Origin of the sequence: Nonomuraea marmarensis, from assembly GCF_043197025.1 — a bacterium.
Lineage (GTDB): Bacteria > Actinomycetota > Actinomycetes > Streptosporangiales > Streptosporangiaceae > Nonomuraea > Nonomuraea marmarensis.
Map to the genome: position 1 here is coordinate 12272 of NZ_JBICRM010000057.1, position 23564 is coordinate 35835.

The following is a 23564-nucleotide window of genomic DNA, read 5'->3' on the forward strand; positions in this document are numbered from 1 at the left end:
ACACCGCGCGCATTGAGCTGCACAGAGTTGACCCGGCCGCGCGCCTGTGCCTGGCGTCCACGACGCCGCCGAGCGTATGCCGGTCGAGGAGTTGTTCCGCCGCTGGCTCTCTCAGGCCCTTTCTCGTCGTAGTCTCCGCTCATGCCGATCCGGTACGCCCTTCCGCCCGACGCGGATGTCATGGCCGAGGTCACCTGTGCCGCATTCGCCGAGTTCGAGGACTTCGACGTCACCCGAGAGCAATCCACCGCCAACTGGCACCGGAATCTCCTCGGGGAAGCGGCTGAACGGCCTCGGCCGCACCACACCAGGGTCGCCGAGCTACCGGACGGAACGGTCATCGGTCTGGTCATGGGCGGCCCGGCGGATCCGGAGCTCGGCCATGACGCGGAGATCTACGCCCTCGCGGTCCGTCCCGGCCATCAGGGCCATGGCCACGGCCGCGCCCTGGTGCGGGCGGCGGCGGCCGATCTGTCTGCCGACGGGTTCGGCTCGCTGGTGATCCGGGTACTGGCCGTCAACGAACGCGCCCGCCGCTTCTACACCTCGCTCGGCGGAGTTCTCGCGGGCGAGGTGCCACCCGACGGGGTCTTCTACTCCTGGCCGGAGATCGCGGCGCTCCTCTGATCCGGCTACCCGCCCCCTGCCGCGTCCCCTGTCGAGGATCTTGGTGACAACAAGCCTGCCTCAGTGACAACTAGCGTGCCTCGGCTCACCCCCGCACGGCAGCCAGACCGACCACGACAAATACCGATCTAAGAATCACGACATCAAGCGATCTAAGTCACAGCCAAGTTCGTCACCACTCCCGACTACGTCCCACGCTTGCAGGCCCGGCTGGAGGTCGAACAGCAGCTGATCCAGGACGCCGATGAGCGCGGCTGGGCCCGTGAGGTCGAACGACACACCGCCGTGGCCCGACGGCTGACGGCCCTGCTAGCCGATCTTGATGAGACTGCCAGTCATGCTGATGTCCCCGCCTGTCACGGCGTTTTGGCACCACTGAGCCCCGACCAGCCCCACGAGCTCGATCCCGCCGACTCCGCATCCTGAGTAGGCGATGTCCTTGAGAGCCCTGGCCGCTTGATCACGGGTTTCGGCGAGGACCCTGCCCCACCGCCAGGAGCGTGACCATGTCGCCTTCCCGCCGCGCATACTGGTAGCAATCGCTCGCGGACGGAGGCGGCATGCTGAGGAAGACGACCCTTGACCGGCCCCTGGAGCATCTCCTTACGGATCGTGCTCGGCGGGCGCTCGACCTGGCCGAACAGCAGGCCCGGAACCTTGGTCACGACCGCGTCACCGCCGATCACCTTCTGATGAGCTTGATCTACCTGGACGAGGGCGTGGCCGTCACGACGCTCAGAAGCCTCGGATGCGATCTCAGGGACATTCACGCCCATGCGACAGGCGTCGGCCTCGGCCACGTCGTGGTGTTGGCGCGCCGTGAGGCCGCAGGGCTCAGGCACCGGTATATCGGCACCGAGCACTTCCTGCTCGGCCTCCTAAACGAGGAGGGAACGGCCGCTGCCTTGGGTGTTGGCCTCCACCAGACCCGCGCTCAGGTGATCAAGGTCCTCCATGGCGAGGCTTACTGAATCACTCCGGCGATTCGCGATGGCCGGGGTTCAAAGACCTCCTGAGCCTCGGAGTCCACTTGACAGTGTCCATATGAACAGCGACGTTGTCTTCGGCCTGGTCCACCTACGCGGCCTGCAGTACCGGCCCGAACCTCAGGGGGTGCCAGGCCTCACGATTGACCACACGTCGCAGGGCAGAACTTGACCTCGGGGTAGCGCGATGACGGCTTGTCCAGGAGGGGCTGCCGCTGCGACATCACGTGCTGGTCGAGGAAGGCCGCCACGTACGTGCGGGTGAGCTCGGCGGAGCGCGCCGCGGGCAGAACGCCGGAGGGGGGCTTGATGCCGAAGGCGCTCGCCAGCAGCGGGCCGTCGGTGAAGGACTGGTGTTCCGCGCCCGACAGCACGAGCCAGCGCTTCCACCCGGTCAGCAGCTTCCAGTCGCGGTCCCACGAATTGTCCCGGCCGCCGGGGACGTGCTGGGGCGAACCGATGAACATGAACGGCCGGGAGAATCCGCTCTGGGGGATCCGGGCGTAGGTGGTGCCATCCATGTCGATTCCGGCGCGCACTCGGGGGTCCTTCAGCATGGCCGCCATAGCGCTGGCCCCGCCGATCGACTGGCCTGCCATGGCGATTCTGGAGCGGTCGATCAGGTCAGAACCGTCCCACTTCGATGGCAGCTGGTCGAGCACGAAGGAGACGTCGGCTGCCCGGCCCTGGACCAGTCCCGAGCCGAAGCCCGGGTCGGTGTCGCTGTCGCACGCGAGGCACTCCGCGATCCGCCCGTCGGGGAAGGTCGTGGCGTAGCTCTCGTAGGTGTGGTCGATCCCGGCCACGACGTACCCCCGGCTGGCCAGCTCCTCCGCAAGCGACGTGAGTGTGCTCATCGGCTTGGTGAAGCCGGGCGAGAGCACCACCAGCGGAAGCTTGCGCCCCGCGGGTTCGGCGTCCTTGATGGCGTTGGTTCGCGTCTTGCTCAGCGTGTCGTACGGGACGCCCGTGATCCTCGAGCCCTTCAGGGTGAGCTCCGATTCCTTCGGCGTCATGTACGGCGCCCGCTGCCCGTCCCGCTGCTTGGTCGGATACCACAGGGTGACCTTGAGCTCCCTGGCTTCGACGTCGAGATTCCAGGGATCGGGGCGGGAGGCGTCTTTCAGATACAGGACGGTGGTGCCGACCGAATGGGCGCCGGTGGGGGTGGGCAGGGTGGCAGGGCCGGTCGGCGTGGCCGACGGGTTGGCAGCGGACCGGGGCGGCGTGGGTGCGGAGCAGGCGGACGCGGCGAGGACGACCAGTCCTGCGGCGGCTGCGAGGAGCTGTCTCATGGAGAGGTCCGTTCACTTGTGCAACAAGGTCAGGGCCTTGGCCAGCGCGGGGTCGCGTCCGGCGGCCGCGTCCTTCGGCGTCAGGGGTACGTGGTGGTCGGGCGGCACGCCGATCCGGTCGATCACCTCGTGATTAGGCCCCAGGTGATGCCTGACGGGGAAGCCCAGCATGGTGTTGTTGCTGAGCAGGTACGGCTGTGCCGGGCCGGAGATGACCCCGGCGGTTCTGGTGCCGACCAGCTGGCCGATACGCAGGTCCTTGACCGCGGAGCTGAAGTGCTCGCAGGCCGAGGCGCAGCTGCGGTCGGTGAGCACTGCCAGCGGCAGGTTGAGCAGCTCGACGGTGTCGTCGGTCCGCGAAGTTTCGCACTTGCCGTCCACGGTGCACTGGTAGGCGGTGACCTTGCCGTGGCCGAACGCGCTCACCAGCCGGGTCGCCTCCACGGGGCTACCGCCGCCGTTGCCGCGCAGGTCCAGCACGACGCCGGTGAGGGTCCGGCCGGTGCGCAGTCTGGAGATGGCCTTGAGAACCCTGTTCGCGGAGTCGGGAGCGAATCCGGCCAGCCGCACATAGGCGATGCTGTCTTCCAGCAGCTTCGACCTCACCACTTGCAGGGCGGCCAGATCCCGCGGGTAGAGGCCGGGCTTGAGCGTCACGCTCCAGCGGCGGCCGGTAGCCTGCCGCAGCAGCCGCAGCCGCACCGGGCGCGCGTCCGGGTACTCGGGGTAGAGGGCGGCGATCGCGGGGCCGGCCTTGCCGTCGATGAAGGGCGCCGATCCGTTGATCGATTCGATGAGGTCACCCGGACGCAGCCCGGCCGCCTGCGCCGTGCCGCCCTGCACGGCGGTGACGAACAGCGGCGGGAAGGCGACGCCGGGGTTGCCGTCCACCTGTGGACCATTGACGTTGGCCTGGAAACCCAGGCCATAGCCGTCACCGTCGTAGTAGTCGGGCGGTCGCTTGATGTCGTGCGCCCAGCGGGCGTGGTTGTCGCCGAGGCTGGCCGCGATGGCCTCGAGGGTGACGACGGCCAGCTTGTCGCGCAGGCCAGGGACCTGATCGGTGATCTTGCGGTAGACGGTCTCGAAAGCGGTCCAGTCGGCTTTTCGGTCGCCGGTCAGCGCCGGCATGGTCGCCTCGGGCACGTCGCGTCCGTTGCGGTTGAGCTCCTGCGTCAGGGCGACGAATCCGGCGGTCAGCAGCGAGCGGGCGTCCAGCGTGGCGCCGCTGTAGTAGTTGCCGAGGATGCAGAAGTACGCCTGCTCGATCACGTCGATCGTGGTGGCCGTCTCCGCCCCGGGGGCCCCCTGGGGCGACGCGCAGGCCGTACTGGCTGCCGTGCTCGCCTGGCTGCGCGGCGGCGTCGGCGCCGTGCAGGCCGCGGCCAGGAGGAGGGCGAGCCCGGCGGCCGCGGTCCTGATGACGGTCATGACAGGCGCCTCCGGATCCACCAGAAGCAGAACCACGTGAGGCCGAGGGTGAGCAGGGCGTAGATTCCGGTCTCGATCCACTGGAAGGGCCAGAAGCGGTCGAGGGGCTGGTAGGTCGCCTGCTGCCGGTAGCCGAGCCGACTGATCTCGGCCATGCACGCGTCACTGCCCTGTGGTCCCGACGGTGCGCACGGTCCCGACGTGGTGGAGACCTGGACGGCGGCCCCGCCATCGCTGCCGGAGATCGTGCGTCCCGACGGATCGAGGAGGTTGCTGGACAGGACCCAGGCGCCCGCGTGGCCGGGAACGGCCGACCTCAGGTGAATCCGCGGGCCTCCTCCTCCCTCCCGTGATATGCCCATGCCCTCCACGTTCGCCTGGCCGAGCTCGAAGGTCGAGGTGACCGGGGGCATCAGGTGGGGCCGGACCAGCAGCGGCATGGCGAGCTGGATCGCGGCGAAGACGGCCAGGGTGAGGGCCATGGCGGGCAGGGTGCGGCGCACCAGCATGCCCACAGTCACGCCGAGGAGGAAGGCGAAGGCCGCGTACCCCAACGGGGCGATGCCGCGCGCGCCGAACACCAGGGGAGCCATCAGGGCCAATCCGTCCGGGGCTGACTTGTCCAGGGGATCGGACCACCAGGTCACCGCGAGGCCGCACAGGCAGGCGGCGGCCGTGGCGACCAGGCCGGTGAGCCCGAGCTTGACCGCCAGCCAGCGGCCGCGGGTGATGCTCTGGTTCCACACCAGCAGGTGCGTGCCCGCCTCCAGCTCGCGGGTGATCAACGGTGCTCCCCAGAAGAGCCCGACGAGGGCGGGCAGGAGCAGTACGACGAGGCTGACGGCCATGAAGGGCGTGTCGTACCCGCCGAAGAAGCGGTCGTAGAAGCGGTTGCAGCTGTTGTCCTGGACACACTGGGCGATCCCGGCGGAGTAGCGGGAGGCCAGGTCCGGGCCGGTCAGGGCCAGGACGGCGGTGAGGATGACGAGTACGGTGGCCATCATCGCGGCCGAGCCGCGGAGCTGGCGCCAGGTCAGCCAGATCATCGCTGCACCTCCAGGGCGACTCGCCGGTTGTCGGCGGTGCGCTTGTCCATGTAGGCGAGGACGAGGTCCTCCAGGCTGAGCTGGGTGACCGTCCAGGCGGGGTCGTGGATCGGTGCGTCGGTACGGACCACGTACGTGCTCTGCCGGTCGGTGTGACTGGCGGAGATCACGTGCTGGTCGGCAGGGAGCCGGTCGGGGTCGCGGCGCGGGCCGGTGAGCCGGTGGTGGGTGGCCAGCAGCTTGTCGACCTCCCCAGCGACCTGGACGCGGGAGTCGACGAGGACGATCAGGAAGTCGCAGACCCGTTCCAGGTCGGAGACCAGGTGGGAGGAGAGCAGCACGCTGAACTCGTGCTCGACGGTGGCCTCCATCAGCCCTTGCAGGAACTCGCGGCGGGCGAGCGGGTCGAGCGAGGCCACGGGCTCGTCCAGGATCAGCAGCTCGGGCCGCTTGGCCAGGCCCAGGGTGAGGGCGAGCTGGGCGCGCTGGCCGCCCGACAGCTTGCCCGCCCGCTGGGTGGGGACGAGACCGAGTTGCGCGATACGATCCCGCGCCCTGGTGTCGTCCCAGCGGGGGTTGAGCCGTGCCCCTAACCGCAGGTGCTCGGCGACGGTCAGTCCCGCGTAGACGGGGGTGTCCTGGGCGACGAACCCGACCCTGGCCAGCTGCGCGGGCGTGCTCCCGGGTCGCCCGCCGAGCACGGTGATGCCGCCCGCTGTCGGTTCGAGCTGGCCGCTGGCCAGCTTCAGCAGCGTGGTCTTGCCGGCTCCGTTGGGGCCCACCAGCCCGACGACGTGGCCCGCCGGGATGTCGATGGTGCACTCGCGCAGCGCCCAGCGCTTGCCATATTTCTTGCCCAGTGCCTGGGCCTGCAGGACTGAAGTCACGCTATGTCCTCCTGAGCGGCGGTCCGAAAGGTGGTCATGAACAGGGCCTCGATGCTTTCGTCGTCGAGGCCGGCGCGGCGGGCCTTGGCCAGCCAGCGCTGTAGTTCCAGCCGCAATGGGCCGTGGGCGGCCAGCGAGGTGCCGGTGAGCGTTGCCGTCACGAACGTCCCCACCCCTGGCCGGGCGGCGACCAGGCCCTCATGCTCGAGTTCCCGGTAGGCCTTGAGGACGGTGTTGGCGTTGATCGCCAAGTGCGCCACGACCTCCTTGACGGTCGGCAGCTGGTCGCCTTCGCGCAGCACGCCGAGCCGTAGCGCATGCCGTACCTGCTGGACCAACTGCAGGTACGGCGAGAGGCCGGACTTCGCATCCAGATGGAACTCGATCACCGATCTCCTCCATATATCTAGTGTCCTAGGACTTTAGATTCTTCCATGTAAGGAGCCGGTTAAGAAGCGCCCGGCGGGGAGCTCGCCCATGTCGCCGTGGAAGGGGGTATCGCTGCCGTTCTGGCCGCCCGCTCAGCTGCCCCGCCCACATGCAAGTCACTTCAGGAAAGGCTCTCGCAGGTGCGCGCCCTGGCCGCCGCCCAGGTGCGTACCGTCAAGAACGTCGTCGACCGGATCGAGACCTTCCACGAACTCAAAGGCCGCCGCCACCGCGGCACCGGCCCGCGCGTGCACGCCCACGCCCGCCCGGCCCGCGCCATCATCTACCTGCTGTTCGGCACCGGTCTGCGCCGCGCCGAGTTGGTCGGCCTGAACCTGGACCAGCTGGAGCCCGCCGACCCCGACCGGCCGCGCCAAGAGAAGAAGGCCCGCCTGACCGGCGTGCGGGGCAAGGGCCCCACCAGCCGCACCGTCTTCCTCGGCGGCGACGCCCGCCAGGCGCTGGCCGACAACCTGGAGCTGGAACACCCCGGCGACGCCGCCGCCGGCACCGAGGCGGCGGCGCTGTTCCTGTCGGCGGCCTCCATCGCCGCCCGCCGCCCCGACGGCCGCATGTCCCCGCGCTCGATCAACACCATCGCCTGCTGTTCAGGATGGCCCGTCGGTCGGATTGTCGGCGAGGACGCCGGCAACCGGCGGGTCGAGATCGAGGATTTCGGCCCGGATCTTGGTGAAGCCTGCCTGGGTGAGCAGGTCCTGGAGTTCTTGAGCGGCTCGGGCCGTGGTGTCTCGGGTGGCGCCGGGGCTGCGGGGCTGGGTGACCAGCGCGATGCGTCCTCCAGGGCGGAGCAGGCGGCGTAGCCGGCCAAGCCGTTCCACCGGGTCGGGCCAGAACCCCACGGAGTTGACGGCGAGGACGGCATCGAGCGGATCATCGAAGTTCGGCAACTGGTCCACCGAAGCGTGAACGAGTTCGACACGGTGAGCGTTGATGGCGGCGGCGTTGCGCCGGCTGGCCTGCTGGACCATGACCTCGGAGTGGTCAATGCCGTATACCTGCCCTCGGGTGGCACGGCCGGCGAGTTCGGAGATGGCGACGCCGGGGCCGAAGCCGATCTCAAGCACTCGGTCCGTGGGCTGCACGTCCAGCAACGACACCACCCACCTGTTGCGCTGCTGGTTGGAGCGGCGATGAGCCATGACCCAACCGACCACCCGTCCGGCGATGCCTCGGGGCTGACCGAACTGCCGCACCACTTCTCTGATCACACGCCGTTTGAGAGCTGCACTCGCTGTCGTCACGATCGCCAAGTCAACGGCTTCAAGTACGCTTGAAGTCAAGATGGACGAGCAGTTGACGATCGGCGAGTTGGCACACCGTACCGGTGTCGCCGCCTCCGCTCTGCGCTACTGGGAGGATCTCGGCCTGCTACCGGTGCCGACACGGGTCTCAGGCCAACGGCGTTATCCGCTGTCGGCCGTTGAGCAGGTGGGTGAGATCTTGCTCCTGCGAGACGTCGGTTTCACCCTGCGAGAGCTCAAAGCGCTGATCGTGTCTCGTTCGCTGGCCGGCGACGGCTGGCGGGAACTGCACCAACGCAAGCTCACCGAGCTGGACCAACGGATTGCCCAGGCCCAGGCGGCGCGTACCGCTATCACCCACGCATTGGCCTGCCCGCACGAAGACATCCTCCATTGCCCCAACTACGCGAGCGTGGTCAGGGCGCGCCTGGCCGGATCGTCCCTCGAAGAGGCTCATCCTCACTGACCTTGACCGTCGGAATCCAGGGCCTCACTGCGGGCAGGTGATGCCATCCTCGTCGGGCATGTGCAGGTGAGTGCCGTCGATGGCCACCGTGCGCAGCCCCCGGTAGAACCCCCCGGGGTGGCGCGGGTGGCCACCGGCCCGGCCAGGGTCTCAAACAACCGGCCGGACGAGCCCGAGGTGCACGGCCTGCTCGCGTTGTGCGAGCTGACGGCCGCGCGCTTCCCGGCCCGGACCGGCCCGGACGGTTCGCCGATCCTGCTCGAGCACCAGGACCGGCGGCGGTGGGACTTCTCGGCGATCCGCCGTGGGCTGGCCGCGCTGGCCAAGGCATCGACCCGCGGCCTCGGCCCCTACGGCCTGCAGGCCGCGATCGCCGCCGCCCACGCGTCGGCGCCCTCCCTCGAGGCGACCGACTGGGACCGAATCGTGCTGCTCTACGAGGCACTCGGCCGGGTCGCGCCCTCGCCGGTGGTCGAGCTCAACCGGGCCGTCGCCGTGGCCATGGCCTCGGGTCCGGCGCAAGCCCTGGCCATGGTGGACGAGCTGATCGCCTTGGACCGGCTCCCCGGTTCGCATTTGGTTCCGACCGTACGCGGTGAGCTGCTGGCCCGGCTCGGACGGCGACCGGAAGCGCGCGCCGAGCTGGAGCTGGCGGCCCGGCTGTGCGCCAACCAGCGCGAACGCTCAGTGCTGTCGCCTCCGACTCCACGCACGTGCGGGCCTAAGACCAGAACATCTTCACCGAGTGGCACTCCCGCTACGGCGGACGCGGCATCCTCATCTACTGGCACATTGAGCGCGGGTCCATGGTCGTGCACTCCCAGACGTTGCGCGCCTCGGCCTCCGAGGTGCACGCGATGATCGAGGGCGCGGTACGGCACGGCACCACGATGAAGGTCGAGGGCAACTATGTGGACTCCCCATGGCCAGACGGAAATCGGGTTCGGCGTAACCAGGCTCCTGGGTTTCGACCTGCTGCCACGCATCAAACAGATCAACAAGGTCAAGCTGTACCGGGTCGAGCGCGGCGAAGGCGATCTGTATCCGCGGCTGACGCCGGCGATGACCCGGCCGATCCGCTGGGACCTGATCGAGCCTCTCGGTCTGGTCATCGAGGTGGTCGTGGCAGGCGTACAGGACGACGGCGCCGCAGGGCCAGCGGGCGGGCGATCGACGGCAAGCCTTTGGCCCGGCTGTAGTGCGGTGGCCGCACTCGATGCGAGCGATGGCGCAGTATGACTGCACGTCAGGAAGCTGGGAAACTTCAAGCGAAAACTGATCAATTTGGAACCGGCGGCGGCGCGATCAGCCCCTACCCGTTCCTGTCCACCCTCAACGCCGCCCAGGCAGGCCTGCGCAACTGGGTCCACAACCTCCACAACACCCTCGCCGACCAGGGCATCTACGCCGGTGTCGTCGCGGTCAACGCCATGATCAGCGACAACGCGCCCGACGGCTACCCCGCCATCGCATCCGACGCCCTCGCCCAGCACTACTGGGACCTCCACACCCAGCGCAGCCAGACCGAACTGGTCTGCTGAGATCGCGGCCAGGTTCCCCGATCTCACGCTCCGCACCGAGTCGGCACACCAGGAGGCGTCCGTCCGCCAGGGGACACCCGCGCAATGGATCAGCGGCACCCAGGCCGAGAACGCCCTCCAAGCACTCTCCGCCTGGGGGTCTGAGCAGCAGCGCCAGCCGTCCGAGGGAAATCGACTCATCCTGATCCCCAACCCCGACAGCGGAGGGGCCGGCCCTGACGGCGAATTCGCCGCGCGAGCCCCGGCCGCGCGACCTGCGCACTCGCCGCTCGCGTCCGACCCGGTTGCCGGGCGGGGGGCAGCAAACGTGCGACGTTCTATGCCTAATTCGTCAGTAACTGACAGAACTGGCTACGATGGATAGGAAGCCGGCCGCAAGGCCGGGGCTGACCTGTTCGGGAGTAAGCGTGAGGACAATAGTCATCGGCACTGGGACGCTCGGTGCCGCAGTTCACAAGACGCTGGTGGAGCACGGCCACGAGGTCATCACCGCCGGCCGTACGTCTGGCGAGTTCCAGGCGGACATCTCAGACATCGAGCGTCTGAAAGCGTTCTTCGCCGGGATCGGTTCGTTCGACGCCGTGGCCAATGCCGCGGGGGACGTCTTTCCGGGGCCGCTGGAGCAGACCACCGACGAACAGTGGGCGAACTCGATCGCCGCCAAGGGCATGGGGCAGATCAATGTGGTTCGTGCGGCGCTGCCGTACATTGCAGACAGGGGGTCGTTCACCCTGGTCTCCGGTGTTCTCTCCGACGAGTTCACCCACGCCGCCACGATCGGTACCACGGTCAACCACCTGGTGGAAGGATTTGTGAAGGCTGCGGCGACCGAACTGCCGCGGGGTGTGCGGATCAACTGCGTCAGCCCGACCGTCCTGACTGAATCAGTGGCCTACCATCCGTACTTCCCCGGATTCACCCACGTCCCGGCAGCCGAAGTCGCATTGGCCTACCTCCGGGCGATGTCGAATCCGATCACCGGACGAGTGCTCAAGCTGCACCGGACCGACAGCTGAGCATCCCATCGGCCCTCCCGTGCTCCGGCGCTTAAGGATCAGTTGCGGACGGCTTCGATGGCCAGGTCGAGGAGCTGGTCCACAGACTCGGTGCCGCCGCTTCGTTCCCACTCGTCGACGGCGGTGTTCAGGCAGGCCAGTGCCGCGGACACGATCGCGCGCGCCTGCACCTCCCGCGTTCGGGGCGGCCCCTTGAGCCGGAGCATGACGTTCGGCAGCAGCAGTTCCGTCCAGCGCGCTCGCTTGTTGAGGAGGGGACCGCGCAATGCCGGAGCGCTGGAAAGCATGAGCGCGGTCGCGAGCATCGAGTCGGCGCGGGTGGCGAGGTCGTCGAGGTGGGGTCGCATGGCGTGCCGCAGTGCGACCCATGGCGCCTCGTCGACCGGCCTCGCTTCCAACGCCGCGGCCAGCTTGTCACCGATCTCATCGAGGTGACCGACGACTATGTCCTCCTTGGTCGGGAAATAGCGAAAGATGCTGCGGCTGGAGATCCCGACCTCGGCGGCGATCTCATCGACGGTCGTCTCTTCGAAACCTTGCTGCACGAAGAGCGCCATGGCGGCTTCGGCAATCTGCAACCGGACGGCGCGACGGGTCATCTCCCGCAGACCGGGCTTCGCGGGCTCCTTGCTCGCCATGAGCGCCAAGGGTAGCAGCCTGTAACGCTAACGGCAGTGGGTGTCAGATCTGGCATTGGCCAACGTCAGGGCGGCTGTCAACGCCACGTTCACCATCCCTATTCGGGCTCGGCGTGGGGCTGCATCAGCAGGGTGATCGCCTTGACGATGTTGGCGCGCAGCACCTCGGGAGCCGGGTGCCTGGTGGACGTGCCGAACGGGAACGCGGACGACCACGCCGTGGCCATCGCCATCAGCGTCGTCACGAGGAACTCGGGCTCGAAGCCGGGATTGATCCGGCCTTCGCGCTGGCCGTCGGCCACCGCCGCGGCCATGTCACGGAACGATGCCGCCCTGGTCTCCGGCAGTTGGGCACTCTGGTCCAGGGTCGACCACGCGAGCAGTCGCAGGATCTCGGGGCGCGTGGTGGCGAAGTCGTACACCTGGCCGGCGAAACCGGGGAGGTCCGCGGCCGTGAACGGCATCTGCAGGTCGACGTCCGCCAGGTGGCGCTGGAGCACTGTGGTGAACAGCTTCTCCTTGTTCTCGAAGTAGATGTAGATCAGGTTCTTGTTGCACCCGGCCTTGCTCGCGATGCGGTCGACGCGCGCGCCGGCGATCCCGTAGGTCGAGAACTCCTCCAGCGCGGCATCGAGGATCCGCTCGCGGGTGGCTTCCGCGTTGCCCATCTTCGCCCCTCCTCCCGATCACCCTACCCTTTTGACTAACTGGTTAGTCTCAGCCTAATCTCTGCTAACTGTTTAGTTAGGCGCTCCGAAGGGGCGACCGGCAGGGAGGAACGACCCCATGACCGCACAATCCGCAGGAAGCATCGCTCTGGCCGACGGCCTGACCATCAACCGCATGGGCTATGGCGCCATGCAGCTGGCCGGGCCGCACGTCTTCGGGCCGCCACAGGACCGGGACGAGGCCGTCCGGGTGGTCCGCACCGCTGTCGAACGAGGTGTCACCTACATCGACACCTCCGACTTCTACGGCCCGCATGTGACCAACGAGATCATCAGGGAAGCGCTCGCGCACCATGCCGAGGGCGTACACGTCTTCACCAAGGTCGGTGCGCTGCGTGGTGAGGACGGCTCGTGGATCCCGAGCCTCACGCCTGCCTCGCTGAAGGAGCAGGTCCACTCCAACCTGAAGACCCTCGGCCGCGACGTGCTCGACGTCGTCTACCTCCGCATGCCCAACCACGACGGCACGACCGACGACCCGATCTCGGAGGAGTTCGGTGCGCTCGCCGAGCTGTGCCAGGAGGGCCTGATCAGGCACCTGGGCCTGTCCGGCGCCTCGGACGCACAGCTCACCGAGGCGCAGCGGATCGCCCCGGTCGTCGCGATCCAGAACCTCTACAACCTGGTCAACCGGCAGGACGACGCGCTTCTCGAACGCTGCGCGCGGGAGAACATCGCCTACGCCTCGTTCTTCCCGCTGGGCGGCTTCACCCCGATCCAGTCCGGCACGCTGAGCGACGTCGCCGCCCGGGTGGGCGCCTCGCCGCAGCAGGTCGCCCTGGCCTGGCTGCTACAGCGCTCGGCGACCTCCGTCGTGATCCCGGGCACCTCGAAGGTCGCCCACCTGGAGGAGAACATCCAGGCCGCCGAGCTGACCCTGCCCGCCGACGCGATCGCCGAATTGGACGCCATCGCCGCCTGAGCCGCACCACTCAACCCTGAGGAGCACATCATGACCGACACGACATCACGCAGCCGTCCAGCCGTGGGATTCATCGGCCTCGGCGACCAGGGGGTGCCGATCGCCCAGGCCATCGCGGACGCGGGTTACCCGCTCCACGTCTGGGCACGCCGCCCCGAGTCGCTGGTCGTGCTGGAGGGCAGGCCCCACACCTCGTACGACACCATGGCCGAAATGGCTGGCGCCATCGACGTCCTTGCGCTGTGTGTGCGCGAGGATTCCGACATCTTCGCGCTTGTCGAGCAGGGCGGCCTGCTGGAGAGCATGCGCCGGGGCGCGGTGCTGGTGAACCACGGCACCGGTCTCCCCACCGCCGCGCAGCGGCTGCGGGAACTGGCCACGCCCTACCAGATCCACGTTGTCGACGCACCGGTCAGCGGCGGCCACGAGGTCGCGGTGGCGCGTCAGCTGACCACCATCGCGGGCGGTGACAAGGACGCGGTCGAGCTGGTCGCCCCGATCTTCGGCAGCTTCTCCAAGCAGGTGATCCACGCCGGCCCCGCAGGCGCCGGGCAGTACGCCAAGCTGTTCAACAACGCCGTCATGATGATGAACCACAAGAACGTCCTTGACGCGCTCACCGTGGCCCAGCAGCTCGCACTGCCGATCACGCCACTGCTGGAGGTGCTCCGCTCGGGTTCGGCCTCGAGCTTCGCGCTCGCCGCCTTCGGCCCGTCGATCACCTCCCGGAACGCCGAGCACCTGCGGGAGCTCGAACTGATCGACATGGATCTTTTCGCCGCCGCCACCGAGAACCTGGGCCAGGAGCGGGACACCGTGGTCGAGCGTGCCATCGCCGGCGCCCAGGGCCTGGTGGAACTCACCGAACTGACCAGGAACTGACGGACGCCGCCACATGAGTACCGATACTTCCGAAAACCCCTTTGCGAACCCAGGGGGCGCTTCTGCGGACATGAAGCGCTTCGCCGGCAGCTACCTCGACGGCGCGTCCCTCCATCCGGAGATACAGCGTGTCCGCACCGCCGCTCTCGAGGTCTTCGCGCCCACGGAGGGCGAGCGGTTGCTCGATGCCGGATGTGGCGTCGGCGAGGTCGCCCGGCAACTCGCGACGCGCGTGGGACCCACGGGGTCGATCGCCGCCGTCGATCTGTCGGAGGATGCGATATCCACCGCCCGGGCCAGGCATGACGGCAGCCCGATCACGTACGCGGTCGGCGACGTCACCGCTCTCGACTTCCCCGAAGGCCACTTCGACGGCGTCCGATGCGAACGGGTGCTGCAGCACCTGTCGGACCCCGACGGTGCGGTCAAGGAGCTGATGCGGGTGACCCGTCGTGGAGGTCGGATCTGCGTGATCGACACCGACTGAACCTCCTGCGTGTCGCACGGATACGAGCACCTGGCCGAGGTCGTCGACCACCTCCCCACCGCCGGTCGTGACGGCGCGGCCGGTCGGACCACCCGTACCCGCATGGTCAGGGCTGGTCTCCAGGCAACCAGCGTGCTCCCCGTGACGCTACGTTTCACCTCGCCCACGGACGCGGCCGCGATCGCCCCGTACTTCAATGGCGACATCATGGGCATGTTCGTGCCGGCGGAACTGCTCGATCGCTTCTCCGCTTCGGTGGATCGCTCCGCCGACCGTGGAGACTTCTTGTTCGCCTTCACCATGTGGATCACCCAGGAACGTGTTCCCGTCGAATAGACGAGTTCTCTGTTGAGCCGGTCCGTGGTGCGTTGGCCTTGCCAGATCACGCCGGTCGAAGCGGGTTGGTGTCGGGGCCCGTTCCCGGAGATGGGCGCATCGCTGCCGAGCGCCAGGGGCGCTGGCGTGCCGACTGCCGGCCGCAACCGGCGTTCCGCTGTGGCGGGAGCTGCGACCCGGTACGCCCGCATCGGGACGGCGTCGCGCTCGGCATTGGCAAGATCGCCGCAGCGTGCGTGCTTCGGTCAGGCGGTGTCCGGCCTTAGCGTGTGAGAGGCGGGCGCCTGGCTTCCGGCGGCGAGGCTGGTCAGCAGTGCCAGAGCGTCTGCGGACGGGGTGCCGGGTTCGGCGTGGTAGATCACGAGCATCTGGCCGGTGGTACCGGCGATGATGAGCTTCTCATGTCGGAGCTCGATGCGGCCGACTTGGGGGTGGTTGAGCCGGCGCATGCCTCCGGTTTTGGGACGCACGTCGTGGCGTGCCCACAGGTGCTGGAATCGGTCACTGCGCACGGAGAGTTCGCCGATGATCTCTGCCAGCCGGGGACTGTCGATCTCTTCGCCCGCCAAGGGCCGGACGGCGGCGACGACGTCCTCGGCGACCTGGTCCCAGTCCAGGTAGAGGCGACTGTCGGCGGGGTCGAGGAACGCGGCCATGAGCAGGTTCGTCCCGATGGCGAAGTTCGGGGACAAAGCAGCGGCCAGCGGGTTGGCCGCGAGGACGTCCATGAAGCGGTTCTGCACGAACGCGGGGGTGCGGTCGTAGAGGTCGAGCAGGTGGAGGATGCCGGTCGGGACGCGTTCGACGCGGGCGGGCCTACGGATTGCGAGTTTCGGCTGGGCGAGCTGATGCAGATGGGCGGTGGCCGCATCGTCCAGGCGCAGCGCGCGGGCCAGCGCGTCGAGGACCTGTACGGAGGGGTGGCGATCTTTGCCTTGCTCAAGCCTCAGGTAGTAGTCGCCGCTGATGCCGGCCAGCATGGCCAGCTCTTCCCGGCGCAGGCCGGGAACCCGGCGGCGTTCTTGCCGGGGGAGGCCGACCTCTTCGGGCTGGACGAGTTCGCGCCGTGCGCGCAGATACTGTCCCAGCGGGCTGCTGCTGCTCATAAGCCCACCGTAACCGGACCAGGACGTCGGAGCCTGGCCCTGCCAGGACCCAGGCTAAGCGGGGTTCTGCCTGGCAGATGAGGTACGCGGGACTCTGGACAGGGCGCGGCCTGGAGGCGCCGCCTCCTGATCTTACGGAAGGAACCGCCACTCATGAGCATCTCCTCGGCCCCTCAGATCACCACCCCGTTCACCGCCAAGTCCACCGCCTCAGAGGTGATAGAAGGCGTCGACCTGTCAGGCAGGCGGGCGATCGTCACGGGGGCCAACTCGGGCATCGGCGTGGAGACCGCTCGCGCTCTGGCGGCCAACGGCGCTGAGGTGATGCTCGCCGTCCGCCGTCCGGTAGTCGGCGAGCAGGTCGCGGCTGACCTGCGCAAGGCCACCGGGAACGACGCGATCCACGTCGCTCGCCTGGACGTGGCCGACCTGGAGTCGGTGCGGGTGTTCACCGCCGCATGGCGGGGTCCGTTGCACATCCTGATCAACAACGCCGGGATCATGATGCCGCCGGAACTCGAGCGGGGCATCGGCGGCCACGAACAGCAGTTCGCCACCAACTACCTGGGGCACTTCGCCCTGGCCCTGGGGATGCACCATGCCCTCGCCGACGGCAACGGCGCGCGCCTCGTCTCCGTCTCCTCCAACGCCCATCTCTTTTCCCCCGTCGTCTTCGACGACATCGACTTCCGCTTCCGCCCGTACGACGCGCTCGCGGCCTACGGCCAGTCCAAGACCGCCGGCATCCTCCTGGCCGTCGAGGCGCAGCGGCGCTGGTCCGGCGACGGCATCACAGCTAATTCCCTGCACCCGGGTGCGATCGCCACCAACCTCCAGCGGCACACCGGAGGCCTGCGGACTCCCGAGCCCTACCGCAAGACGATCGAGCAGGGCGCCGCGACCACCGTGTTCCTCGCCGCTTCCCCGCTGGTCGAAGGCGTCGGCGGCCGCTACTTCGAGGACGTCAACGAGGCGCCTGTCGTGCACGCTCGGCCCACCCAGCCCGGCGTCCCCGGCGTGGCCACCTACGCGCTGCACCCGGAGAACGCCGAGCGCTTGTGGGAGCTGGCGAGCGAAATCGTTCGCTGAACGGCAGAAAGCTCCAGCGCCCGGCGGCCGCGTTCGCCGCCCACGGCGCGTCGGGGCGTGAGACGGGCTGGCTGCCATGGGGACCGCTCGCCGGGGTGATCTGGGCGCTGATGCACGACTTCGGCGTACACGCCACGATCGCCGGCATCGGCTCGTCCACCAGCCACCGCATCATCGCCATCAGCTGCGCCAGGCTCGGGCTCGATCAGTCCACCCCGTGGCCCAGGCAGTACGACAAGTACAAGGCGATCCGGCCCGCGTACGTCTTCTCGGTATTGAACGTCCGCCCCGCGCAACCCCCGCCAGATACGCGCACGCCTCGACGTGCAGCTCCAAGTCCTCATCGACCACCCACGCACGACACCGACTCGTCGGCGGCCACCGCCCGCTCAGGACGGTAGAACCGAGGCAGTACACCTGACATGCCTGACATGCCTGAAGACCCCTGGATACTCCGGGTGTGAGTAGTTGGCGTACAGGAAATCCCGGTGAGAAGGATCATGGTCGGCTAGCACACCTGCGCGGGGTACTGCTGGGGTTCGTGGAAAGCTCGCAGGACGGGCCTCAGTGCTGGCTACGGTCCGTCTCGTGACGGTGGAGTTCCTGACTGATGAGCAGGCCGAGGCGTACGGGGCGTTCACCGAGGTGCCCACGCGCCCGGAGCTGGAGCGGTTCTTCTTCCTCGACGATGACGACCGTGATCTGATCGCGCTGCGGCGTACGGACGCGCACCGGCTGGGCATGGCGGTGCAGATCTGCACCGTTCGCTACGTCGGCCGGTTCCTCGGCGAGGACCCGCTCGCGGTGCCGTGGGAGGTCGTGGAGTATCTCGCCGGGCAGCTCGGCATCGCGGACGCTTCGTGCGTGATGCGGTACCCGGAGCGCCGGTCGACGGTGTACGAGCACGCGGCGGAGATCCAGGAGCGGTTCAAGTACCGGGACTTCACCAACCGGAGGTGGGGCCGGGAGTTCCGCGGCTTCTTGTACGGGCGGGCGTGGACGCACGCCGAGGGGCCGGTGGCCCTGTTCAACCACGCGTTGACGTGGCTGCGCAAGAAACGGGTGCTGCTGCCCGGCGTCTCGGTGCTGGCCCGGCAGGTGTCGGAGGCCCGCACGGCGGCAGAGCGGCGCGTGTACGAGGCGGTGACCCGCGCCGCGCACCGGGCCGATCCCGCACTCGCGCCGGCGCTGGCCGAGCTGCTGGTGGTGCCGGAGGGCAAGCGGGTCTCGGAGCTGGAGCGGCTGCGTACGCCGCCGGTGAAGTCGACGGGGACCGCGATGGTGCGGGCCATGGAGCGGGTGGAGGAGATCTCCGCGTTCGCGCTGGGGCGGGTGAACCTGTCCCGGGCGCCGGTGAACCGGCTGTCCACGCTGGCCCGGTACGGGCAGCTGAGCAAGGCGCAGACGATCGAGCGGGCGCCGGAGCCGCGGCGGACCGCGCTGCTGACGGCGGTGGTGCGTCAGCTGGAGGCGCAGGCGGTCGATGACGCGCTGGACCTGTTCGCGGTATTGATGGCGAACCGGCTGATCAGCCCGGCACGCAGGGCGTCGGAGCGGGAGCGGCTGGCGATGCTGCCGCAGTTGGAGAAGGCGGCCCGCATCCTGGCGAAGGCGTCAAAGATCCTGACTGAGGAGCTGGACCTGGTCGCCGAGCGCGACGCGGACTTGGACGTCGCGGCGCTGTGGGCGGCGGTGGAGGAGGCGGTGCCGCGTACGGCGGTGGCCGGGGCGGTCGCGACCGTGGAGGCCTTGGTGCCCGAGGACGACGGGTCGGCCGAGGCGGCGATGCGCGAGAAGCTTGCCCTGCGCTACAACACTGTGCGCCCGTTCCTGTCCCTGCTGGGCGAGTCGGACGCGCTGAGCGCTGCCCCGGCCGGGCGGCGCATCCTGAAGGCGGTGCGCCACCTGCCCGCGCTCTCGCGCCGCCGGGTCAAGGACCGGCCGCTGCTGCCCCGCGAGGTCGACGCCGAGCTGGTGCCCGCGATGTGGAAGCGGGCGGTGCTCTCCAACGCCAAGTTGCCCCAGGGCGCCGTCGACCGGGACGCGTACGTGGTGTGCGTGCTGGAGCAGCTGCACCGTGCGCTGAACCGGCGCGACGTGTTCGCGGCTCCGTCGAACCGGTGGGCGGACCCGCGCGCGAGGCTGCTGGACGGGGCGCGGTGGGAGGCGATGCGCGCGGACGTGCTGGCGGGCCTGTCCCTGACCGAGGACGCCGATGAGCACCTTGCCCAGCTCACCCGCGGGCTCGATGCGGCGTGGCGGCAGATGGCCGACCGCCTGGAGGAGGCTGGCGACGACGCGGAAGTGGAGATCGTCGTCCCCGAGGGCGGTGGCCGGGCCCGGCTGAGCGTGGACAAGCTCGGTGCGGTGGGCGAACCGGAGTCGCTGACCTGGCTGAAGGCCACCACGGAGGCGATGCTCCCCCGGATCGACCTGCCGGACCTCTTGTTCGAGGTCCACTCCTGGACCGGGTTCCTCGACTCCTTCGGGCACGTCTCGGACCGGCGCACCCGCATGGAGGGGCCGCTCGTCTCCCTGGTCGCGCTGCTGGTCTCGCAGAGCTGCAACATCGGCCTGACCCCGGTCATCGACCCGGAGACCAAGGCGCTGACCCGATCGCGGCTGTCCCACGTGGATCAGAACTACGTGCGCGCCGACACCATCGCCGCGGCGAACGCCGCGCTCATCACCGCCCAGTCCGCAATCGAGCTGGCCCAGATGTGGGGCGGCGGCCTGCTCGCATCCGTCGACGGTCTGCGCTTCGTCGTCCCGGTCAAGAGCATCAACACCGGCCCCTCGCCCAAATATTACAGCTACAAGCGTGGCGTGACCTGGCTGAATGCCGTCAACGACCAGGTCGCGGGGATCGGCGCAATGGTCGTGCGCGGCACCCCGCGCGACAGCCTCTACACGCTGGACACCCTGCTGAACCTCGACGGCGGGGTGAAGCCGGAGATGGTGGCCACCGACAACGCCTCGTACTCCGACATGGCCTTCGGCCTGTACAAGATGCTCGGCTTCCGCTTCGCCCCGCGCTTCCGCGACCTCTCCGACCAAAGGTTCTGGCGGGCCGACCTGCCCGACGGCGAGGGACCGGCCGCCGGGTACGGGCCGCTGGAGGCTGTGGCCTGCAACAAGGTGAACCTCAAGAGGATCGCCACGCACTGGCCGGACATGCTCCGCGTCGCCGGGTCGCTCGTCACTAACCAGGTCCGCGCCTACGACCTGCTGCGGATGTTCGGCCGCGAGGGCCGCCCGACCCCGCTCGGCGCCGCGTTCGCCGAGTACGGCCGGATCGACAAGACCATGCACCTGCTCGCCCTGGTCGACCCGGTCGACAACACTTACCGCCGTCTGATGAACCGGCAGCTCACCGTGCAGGAGTCCCGCCACCGCCTGGCCCGCGCGATCTGCCACGGCGGCCGGGGCCAGATCCGCCAGGCGTACCGCGAAGGGCAGGAGGACCAGCTCGCCGCCCTCGGCCTGGTCCTCAACGCCGTGGTCCTGTGGAACACCCGCTACCTGGACGCCGCCGTCGCCCAACTCCGCGCCAAGGGCCACGACATCAAGGACGAGGACATCGCCCGCCTCTCGCCGCTCAAGGACCGGCACATCAACTTCCTGGGCCGCTACCTCTTCAACATCAAGGCCAGCGGCTCCGGCCAGGGTCTGCGCCCCTTCCGGGACCTGGACGCCGTCGAGGACGACGAGGATTGACGGCCGGCACATCACCCCTTCCCTGGAAATCCGAGGCGGACTGGCACCCTACGAGGTCAAACGGCGCGCCGAGGCCGACGACCGATCGGTGGCCTCGTGGATCCGTGCTGTCGAGCACGAGTTCAACCGGACAGCGTGACCGAGGACCCACACACGAACCACTGCTCGGCGCAGTACTCCTCGAACTGCTCCACCTCGGTGAACCCCAGCTTCGCCGCGAGGCGCATCGCGCGGTCGTTGGCGGTCTGGGTGCAGAGCATCACCGGCCTGCTGGGAAGCACGTCGGCAAACCAGTCGGATGCCGCATGCTGTCGACGTCAGCGGGGACGGATTCCGTCGAGCATCATGCGCAACATCCGGATACGTCGATCCGGGTCGGGCGGCGACTGCCCATCCACCCAGGCGATAGCCGCGGCCAGGGCCTGCACGTCAGCCGCGTCCGTATCAGCGCGCAGCACACCGGCCTCGGCCGCGCGGCGGACCAATGCCATGCCTGCCTTGATGGCCAGCCAGCAGCTGCTGTGCTCGTCAGCGGCCGGCGGAGGGGTGACCAAACTCCGAGCCAAACCCTCGTACATGCCGCTCTGCTCGATATAGGCATCCAGCCAACGATGGACCACCCGCAGCGGATCCGGCTCATCGAGCAGCTCGACGCCGAGCCGGTGCAGCTCGGTCAGCCGGTCGTCGATCACCGCCAGGACCAGCTCGTCCCTGCTCGGAAAATGGCGGTACAAGGTGCCGGGGCCGACGCCGGCAGCGCGGGCTATGTCGTCCAGCGACGTGTTGACGCCGTCGCGGTCGAACGCGTCGCGGGCGGCGTCGATCACCGCGCGGCGGTTGCGCGCCGCGTCGGCGCGCAGTGGGCGGGCGCCCGTTCCGGTAGTCACAGCACCCTCCTCGGCGCCCGTTCGACGAGCGAAGACTGCCCCCACATGAGAAGCGGAGCCTATCTCCGAATACTACCTGAAGGGTGCCGCCGTGGGGGTCGGCGCCTCTGTCGTGATGCGCCGCTGAGGGTCGGTCGGTGACGGCGTATGTGATGCGGCGACGAGGTCCTCGGCCGGCTCGCCCGCGGCGACCAGCGGCCGCCACGCGTCCGCTTCCGGCCTGTGGGATGCCGGCGGACCCCCGGCAGGCAAGGGGGGAATGGGGCGATCGGAGGCCATCCGGAGAGTGTCTCCAGGTAGGTGTTAGGGTGACTGTCACCCGGAGAGAGTCTCCGTTTGTCTTGGGGTGGCAACGTCCGCCCCCAGAGGCCAGGGCCACGCCCCGGCGGCCGGGCCCTCCCGGCTTCCGTCGACGGAGACCGCGCCACAGCGGCGCCACACGCATTAGGTCACCAGGAGGAACAGCGATGAACAGGCAGTGGATCTACACAGCGGCGCCGGAAGGCAAGCTGACGACGGACATCTTCGAGCTGCGGAAACTCGACGTCCCCGAGCCGGGTCCTGGCGAGGTCCTGGTTCACAACCGGTACTTCAACGTCATGCCGGGCAACCGGGCCTACATGCACGCCAACCTCATTCACGGGCCGTACAGCCTCCACGCGGGGCAGCCGATGGTGAGCACGGCGGTGGGCGAGGTCGTCAGTTCCAACGATCCGGGATTCGCGCCCGGAGATGTGGTGCAGGCCATGTCGGCGTGGCAGGACTACGTCGCCGTGCCTGCCCAGAACCTCTTCAAGCGTGACGGCGCTCATTCCGTGGAGCATTACATCGGCCTACTGGGCCAGACGGGCTACACGGCTTACTTCGGACTCCTCCACGCCGGCCGGCCGCGCGCCGGTGAGACGCTGCTGGTCTCCGCGGCAGCGGGCGGCGTCGGATCAGCAGTCGTCCAGCTCGGCAAGATCGCGGGCTGCCGCGTGGTCGGCGTCGCCGGGGGACCGGAGAAGTGCGCGTGGCTGGAACAGGAAGTCGGGGCGGACGCGACCATCGACTACAAGGCCGGCGACCTGGCCGAGCAGCTGAAGCAGACCTGCCCCGAGGGCGTCGACCTGTTCTTCGACAACACAGGCGGACCCGTGCTCGAAGCCGCACTGGACGCCATGAAGAACGGGGGCCGCATCGTGCTCTGCGGCAACACGGCGCAGTACGACAGCGACAAGCCGATGAGCGGACCCAAGGGCGTGCCTCTCACCCTGATCCTGAAGGACCTCACCATGAAGGGGTTCGCCTACGGCACCTACTGGGACCAGTTCGGCGAAGCCGACCGCAACTACTCGTCCTGGCTCGAAGACGGGCAGATCAAGCCCTTCTACCACGTCATCGAGGGGCTGGGGCAGGCGCCGAGTGCCCTCGTGGGTGTCCTGGGCGGCGCGAACCGTGGCATGACCATGGTCCGCGTCTGAGATCCATGGCCTGACAAGTTGCGCCTCGGAGGCCGCTCAACCTTCGCCGCGAGAGGTCAGCCGCGCTGGCCGCTGGCCGCTGGCCGAGTTCGGGAGCCTTCAAAAAACCATCGCTTTCTGAAGATCGCTCTGTGGGGCCGCCCGGACCCCGCAGAGTCTTCAAAAACCCCTTCAAAAACCTGGGTCATTCAACAACTGAGGAGCCCGGCGTTTTCCGGACACGTCCCAAATGAACTATATGGTCGACTCTATCACGCAACCGACTGATTATCGAACCATTCGTCGAGGACTTCGAGCGGCGGTCGATAACCGAGCCCTGAATG

General features: G+C 68.6%; 25 protein-coding genes and 2 pseudogenes. 16 read left to right on the forward strand and 11 right to left on the reverse strand.

The features are described 5' to 3' along the window. Positions 1 to 141: 141 nt before the first annotated feature. From ACFLIM_RS47320 to ACFLIM_RS47330, 3 genes are all read left to right on the forward strand, one after another. A complete protein-coding gene (locus ACFLIM_RS47320; RefSeq protein WP_393176954.1) occupies positions 142 to 627 on the forward strand; it encodes a GNAT family N-acetyltransferase in 486 nt (161 codons plus the stop codon). 198 nt (positions 628 to 825) lie between these two features. Then, positions 826 to 1053: a hypothetical protein gene (locus ACFLIM_RS47325; RefSeq protein WP_393176956.1), complete on the forward strand. Its 228-nt coding sequence runs from the start codon at positions 826 to 828 to the stop codon at positions 1051 to 1053. A gap of 134 nt (positions 1054 to 1187) precedes the next feature. Beyond that, entirely contained in the window at positions 1188 to 1598 is a 411-nt protein-coding gene (locus ACFLIM_RS47330) for a Clp protease N-terminal domain-containing protein (RefSeq protein WP_393176958.1), read from the forward strand. Positions 1599 to 1750: 152 nt separating this feature from the next. Here the strand turns inward: ACFLIM_RS47330 and ACFLIM_RS47335 are convergent, their stop codons facing one another. From ACFLIM_RS47335 to ACFLIM_RS47360, 6 genes are all read right to left on the reverse strand, one after another. Beyond that, the gene (locus ACFLIM_RS47335) at positions 1751 to 2908 is read right to left on the reverse strand and encodes an alpha/beta hydrolase family protein (protein WP_393176960.1); all 1158 of its coding nucleotides are present in this window, start codon (positions 2906 to 2908) and stop codon (positions 1751 to 1753) included. A 12-nt stretch (positions 2909 to 2920) separates the two neighbouring features. After that, complete coding sequence (locus ACFLIM_RS47340) at positions 2921 to 4339, reverse strand: S41 family peptidase (RefSeq protein WP_393176962.1); 1419 nt, start codon at positions 4337 to 4339, stop codon at positions 2921 to 2923. Beyond that, entirely contained in the window at positions 4336 to 5385 is a 1050-nt protein-coding gene (locus ACFLIM_RS47345) for an ABC transporter permease (protein ID WP_393176964.1), read from the reverse strand. The genes ACFLIM_RS47340 and ACFLIM_RS47345 overlap by 4 nt, the downstream gene beginning before the upstream one ends. Next, the gene (locus ACFLIM_RS47350) at positions 5382 to 6272 is read right to left on the reverse strand and encodes an ABC transporter ATP-binding protein (RefSeq protein ID WP_393176966.1); all 891 of its coding nucleotides are present in this window, start codon (positions 6270 to 6272) and stop codon (positions 5382 to 5384) included. The genes ACFLIM_RS47345 and ACFLIM_RS47350 overlap by 4 nt, the downstream gene beginning before the upstream one ends. Continuing rightward, entirely contained in the window at positions 6269 to 6661 is a 393-nt protein-coding gene (locus tag ACFLIM_RS47355; protein ID WP_393176968.1) for a GntR family transcriptional regulator, read from the reverse strand. Before ACFLIM_RS47355 ends, ACFLIM_RS47350 begins: the two co-directional genes overlap by 4 nt. A gap of 648 nt (positions 6662 to 7309) precedes the next feature. Next, positions 7310 to 7861: a class I SAM-dependent methyltransferase gene (locus ACFLIM_RS47360; protein ID WP_393177004.1), complete on the reverse strand. Its 552-nt coding sequence runs from the start codon at positions 7859 to 7861 to the stop codon at positions 7310 to 7312. A gap of 142 nt (positions 7862 to 8003) precedes the next feature. Here ACFLIM_RS47360 and ACFLIM_RS47365 point away from each other — a divergent pair, with 142 nt between their 5' ends. The 5 genes and pseudogenes from ACFLIM_RS47365 to ACFLIM_RS47385 all read left to right on the forward strand — a co-directional run bounded on the left by ACFLIM_RS47365 (position 8004) and on the right by ACFLIM_RS47385 (position 10986). Further along, positions 8004 to 8429: a MerR family transcriptional regulator gene (locus ACFLIM_RS47365; RefSeq protein ID WP_393176970.1), complete on the forward strand. Its 426-nt coding sequence runs from the start codon at positions 8004 to 8006 to the stop codon at positions 8427 to 8429. Between the two features lie 159 nt (positions 8430 to 8588). Then, a pseudogene (locus tag ACFLIM_RS47370) lies at positions 8589 to 9122 on the forward strand (DUF6596 domain-containing protein); the annotation flags it as partial. Positions 9123 to 9154: 32 nt separating this feature from the next. Then, positions 9155 to 9521 (forward strand): annotated as a pseudogene (locus tag ACFLIM_RS47375) (Tn3 family transposase); the annotation flags it as partial. Positions 9522 to 9664: 143 nt separating this feature from the next. After that, a complete protein-coding gene (locus tag ACFLIM_RS47380; RefSeq protein WP_393176972.1) occupies positions 9665 to 9970 on the forward strand; it encodes a hypothetical protein in 306 nt (101 codons plus the stop codon). A 407-nt stretch (positions 9971 to 10377) separates the two neighbouring features. Continuing rightward, positions 10378 to 10986, forward strand: a complete 609-nt coding sequence (locus ACFLIM_RS47385; RefSeq protein ID WP_393176974.1) for a short chain dehydrogenase — start codon at positions 10378 to 10380, stop codon at positions 10984 to 10986. A gap of 38 nt (positions 10987 to 11024) precedes the next feature. Here ACFLIM_RS47385 and ACFLIM_RS47390 read toward each other — a convergent pair whose 3' ends face one another. Further along, positions 11025 to 11624, reverse strand: a complete 600-nt coding sequence (locus ACFLIM_RS47390; protein ID WP_393176976.1) for a TetR/AcrR family transcriptional regulator — start codon at positions 11622 to 11624, stop codon at positions 11025 to 11027. Positions 11625 to 11722: 98 nt separating this feature from the next. Next, positions 11723 to 12292 carry a TetR family transcriptional regulator gene (locus ACFLIM_RS47395; RefSeq protein WP_393176978.1) on the reverse strand — a complete coding sequence of 190 codons (570 nt, stop codon included), beginning with the start codon at positions 12290 to 12292 and terminating at the stop codon, positions 11723 to 11725. A 118-nt stretch (positions 12293 to 12410) separates the two neighbouring features. On the opposite strand from ACFLIM_RS47395, the gene ACFLIM_RS47400 reads away from it, so the two are divergent. From ACFLIM_RS47400 to ACFLIM_RS47415, 4 genes are all read left to right on the forward strand, one after another. Then, positions 12411 to 13274, forward strand: a complete 864-nt coding sequence (locus tag ACFLIM_RS47400; RefSeq protein WP_393176980.1) for an oxidoreductase — start codon at positions 12411 to 12413, stop codon at positions 13272 to 13274. 30 nt (positions 13275 to 13304) lie between these two features. After that, the gene (locus ACFLIM_RS47405) at positions 13305 to 14156 is read left to right on the forward strand and encodes an NAD(P)-dependent oxidoreductase (protein WP_393176982.1); all 852 of its coding nucleotides are present in this window, start codon (positions 13305 to 13307) and stop codon (positions 14154 to 14156) included. A 70-nt stretch (positions 14157 to 14226) separates the two neighbouring features. After that, positions 14227 to 14643, forward strand: coding sequence for a methyltransferase domain-containing protein (locus ACFLIM_RS47410; RefSeq protein WP_393176984.1), 417 nt, complete (start codon positions 14227 to 14229; stop codon positions 14641 to 14643). 9 nt (positions 14644 to 14652) lie between these two features. Then, the gene (locus tag ACFLIM_RS47415) at positions 14653 to 14979 is read left to right on the forward strand and encodes a hypothetical protein (RefSeq protein WP_393176986.1); all 327 of its coding nucleotides are present in this window, start codon (positions 14653 to 14655) and stop codon (positions 14977 to 14979) included. Between the two features lie 245 nt (positions 14980 to 15224). Here ACFLIM_RS47415 and ACFLIM_RS47420 read toward each other — a convergent pair whose 3' ends face one another. Further along, positions 15225 to 16085, reverse strand: a complete 861-nt coding sequence (locus ACFLIM_RS47420; RefSeq protein WP_393176988.1) for a helix-turn-helix transcriptional regulator — start codon at positions 16083 to 16085, stop codon at positions 15225 to 15227. Positions 16086 to 16238: 153 nt separating this feature from the next. Between ACFLIM_RS47420 and ACFLIM_RS47425 the strand changes: the two genes are divergently transcribed. The 3 genes from ACFLIM_RS47425 to ACFLIM_RS47435 all read left to right on the forward strand — a co-directional run bounded on the left by ACFLIM_RS47425 (position 16239) and on the right by ACFLIM_RS47435 (position 20891). Beyond that, positions 16239 to 17174, forward strand: coding sequence for an SDR family NAD(P)-dependent oxidoreductase (locus tag ACFLIM_RS47425; protein WP_393176990.1), 936 nt, complete (start codon positions 16239 to 16241; stop codon positions 17172 to 17174). Further along, positions 17144 to 17575 carry a hypothetical protein gene (locus ACFLIM_RS47430; RefSeq protein ID WP_393176992.1) on the forward strand — a complete coding sequence of 144 codons (432 nt, stop codon included), beginning with the start codon at positions 17144 to 17146 and terminating at the stop codon, positions 17573 to 17575. The genes ACFLIM_RS47425 and ACFLIM_RS47430 overlap by 31 nt, the downstream gene beginning before the upstream one ends. A gap of 187 nt (positions 17576 to 17762) precedes the next feature. Then, positions 17763 to 20891, forward strand: a complete 3129-nt coding sequence (locus tag ACFLIM_RS47435) for a Tn3 family transposase (RefSeq protein ID WP_393176994.1) — start codon at positions 17763 to 17765, stop codon at positions 20889 to 20891. Positions 20892 to 21013: 122 nt separating this feature from the next. On the opposite strand, the gene ACFLIM_RS47440 is transcribed toward ACFLIM_RS47435, so the two are convergent. Then, complete coding sequence (locus ACFLIM_RS47440; protein WP_393176996.1) at positions 21014 to 21172, reverse strand: hypothetical protein; 159 nt, start codon at positions 21170 to 21172, stop codon at positions 21014 to 21016. Positions 21173 to 21208: 36 nt separating this feature from the next. Next, complete coding sequence (locus ACFLIM_RS47445) at positions 21209 to 21778, reverse strand: TetR/AcrR family transcriptional regulator (protein WP_393176998.1); 570 nt, start codon at positions 21776 to 21778, stop codon at positions 21209 to 21211. 467 nt (positions 21779 to 22245) lie between these two features. Here ACFLIM_RS47445 and ACFLIM_RS47450 point away from each other — a divergent pair, with 467 nt between their 5' ends. Beyond that, positions 22246 to 23241, forward strand: coding sequence for an NADP-dependent oxidoreductase (locus tag ACFLIM_RS47450; protein WP_393177000.1), 996 nt, complete (start codon positions 22246 to 22248; stop codon positions 23239 to 23241). The last annotated feature ends 323 nt before the right edge of the window (positions 23242 to 23564 follow it).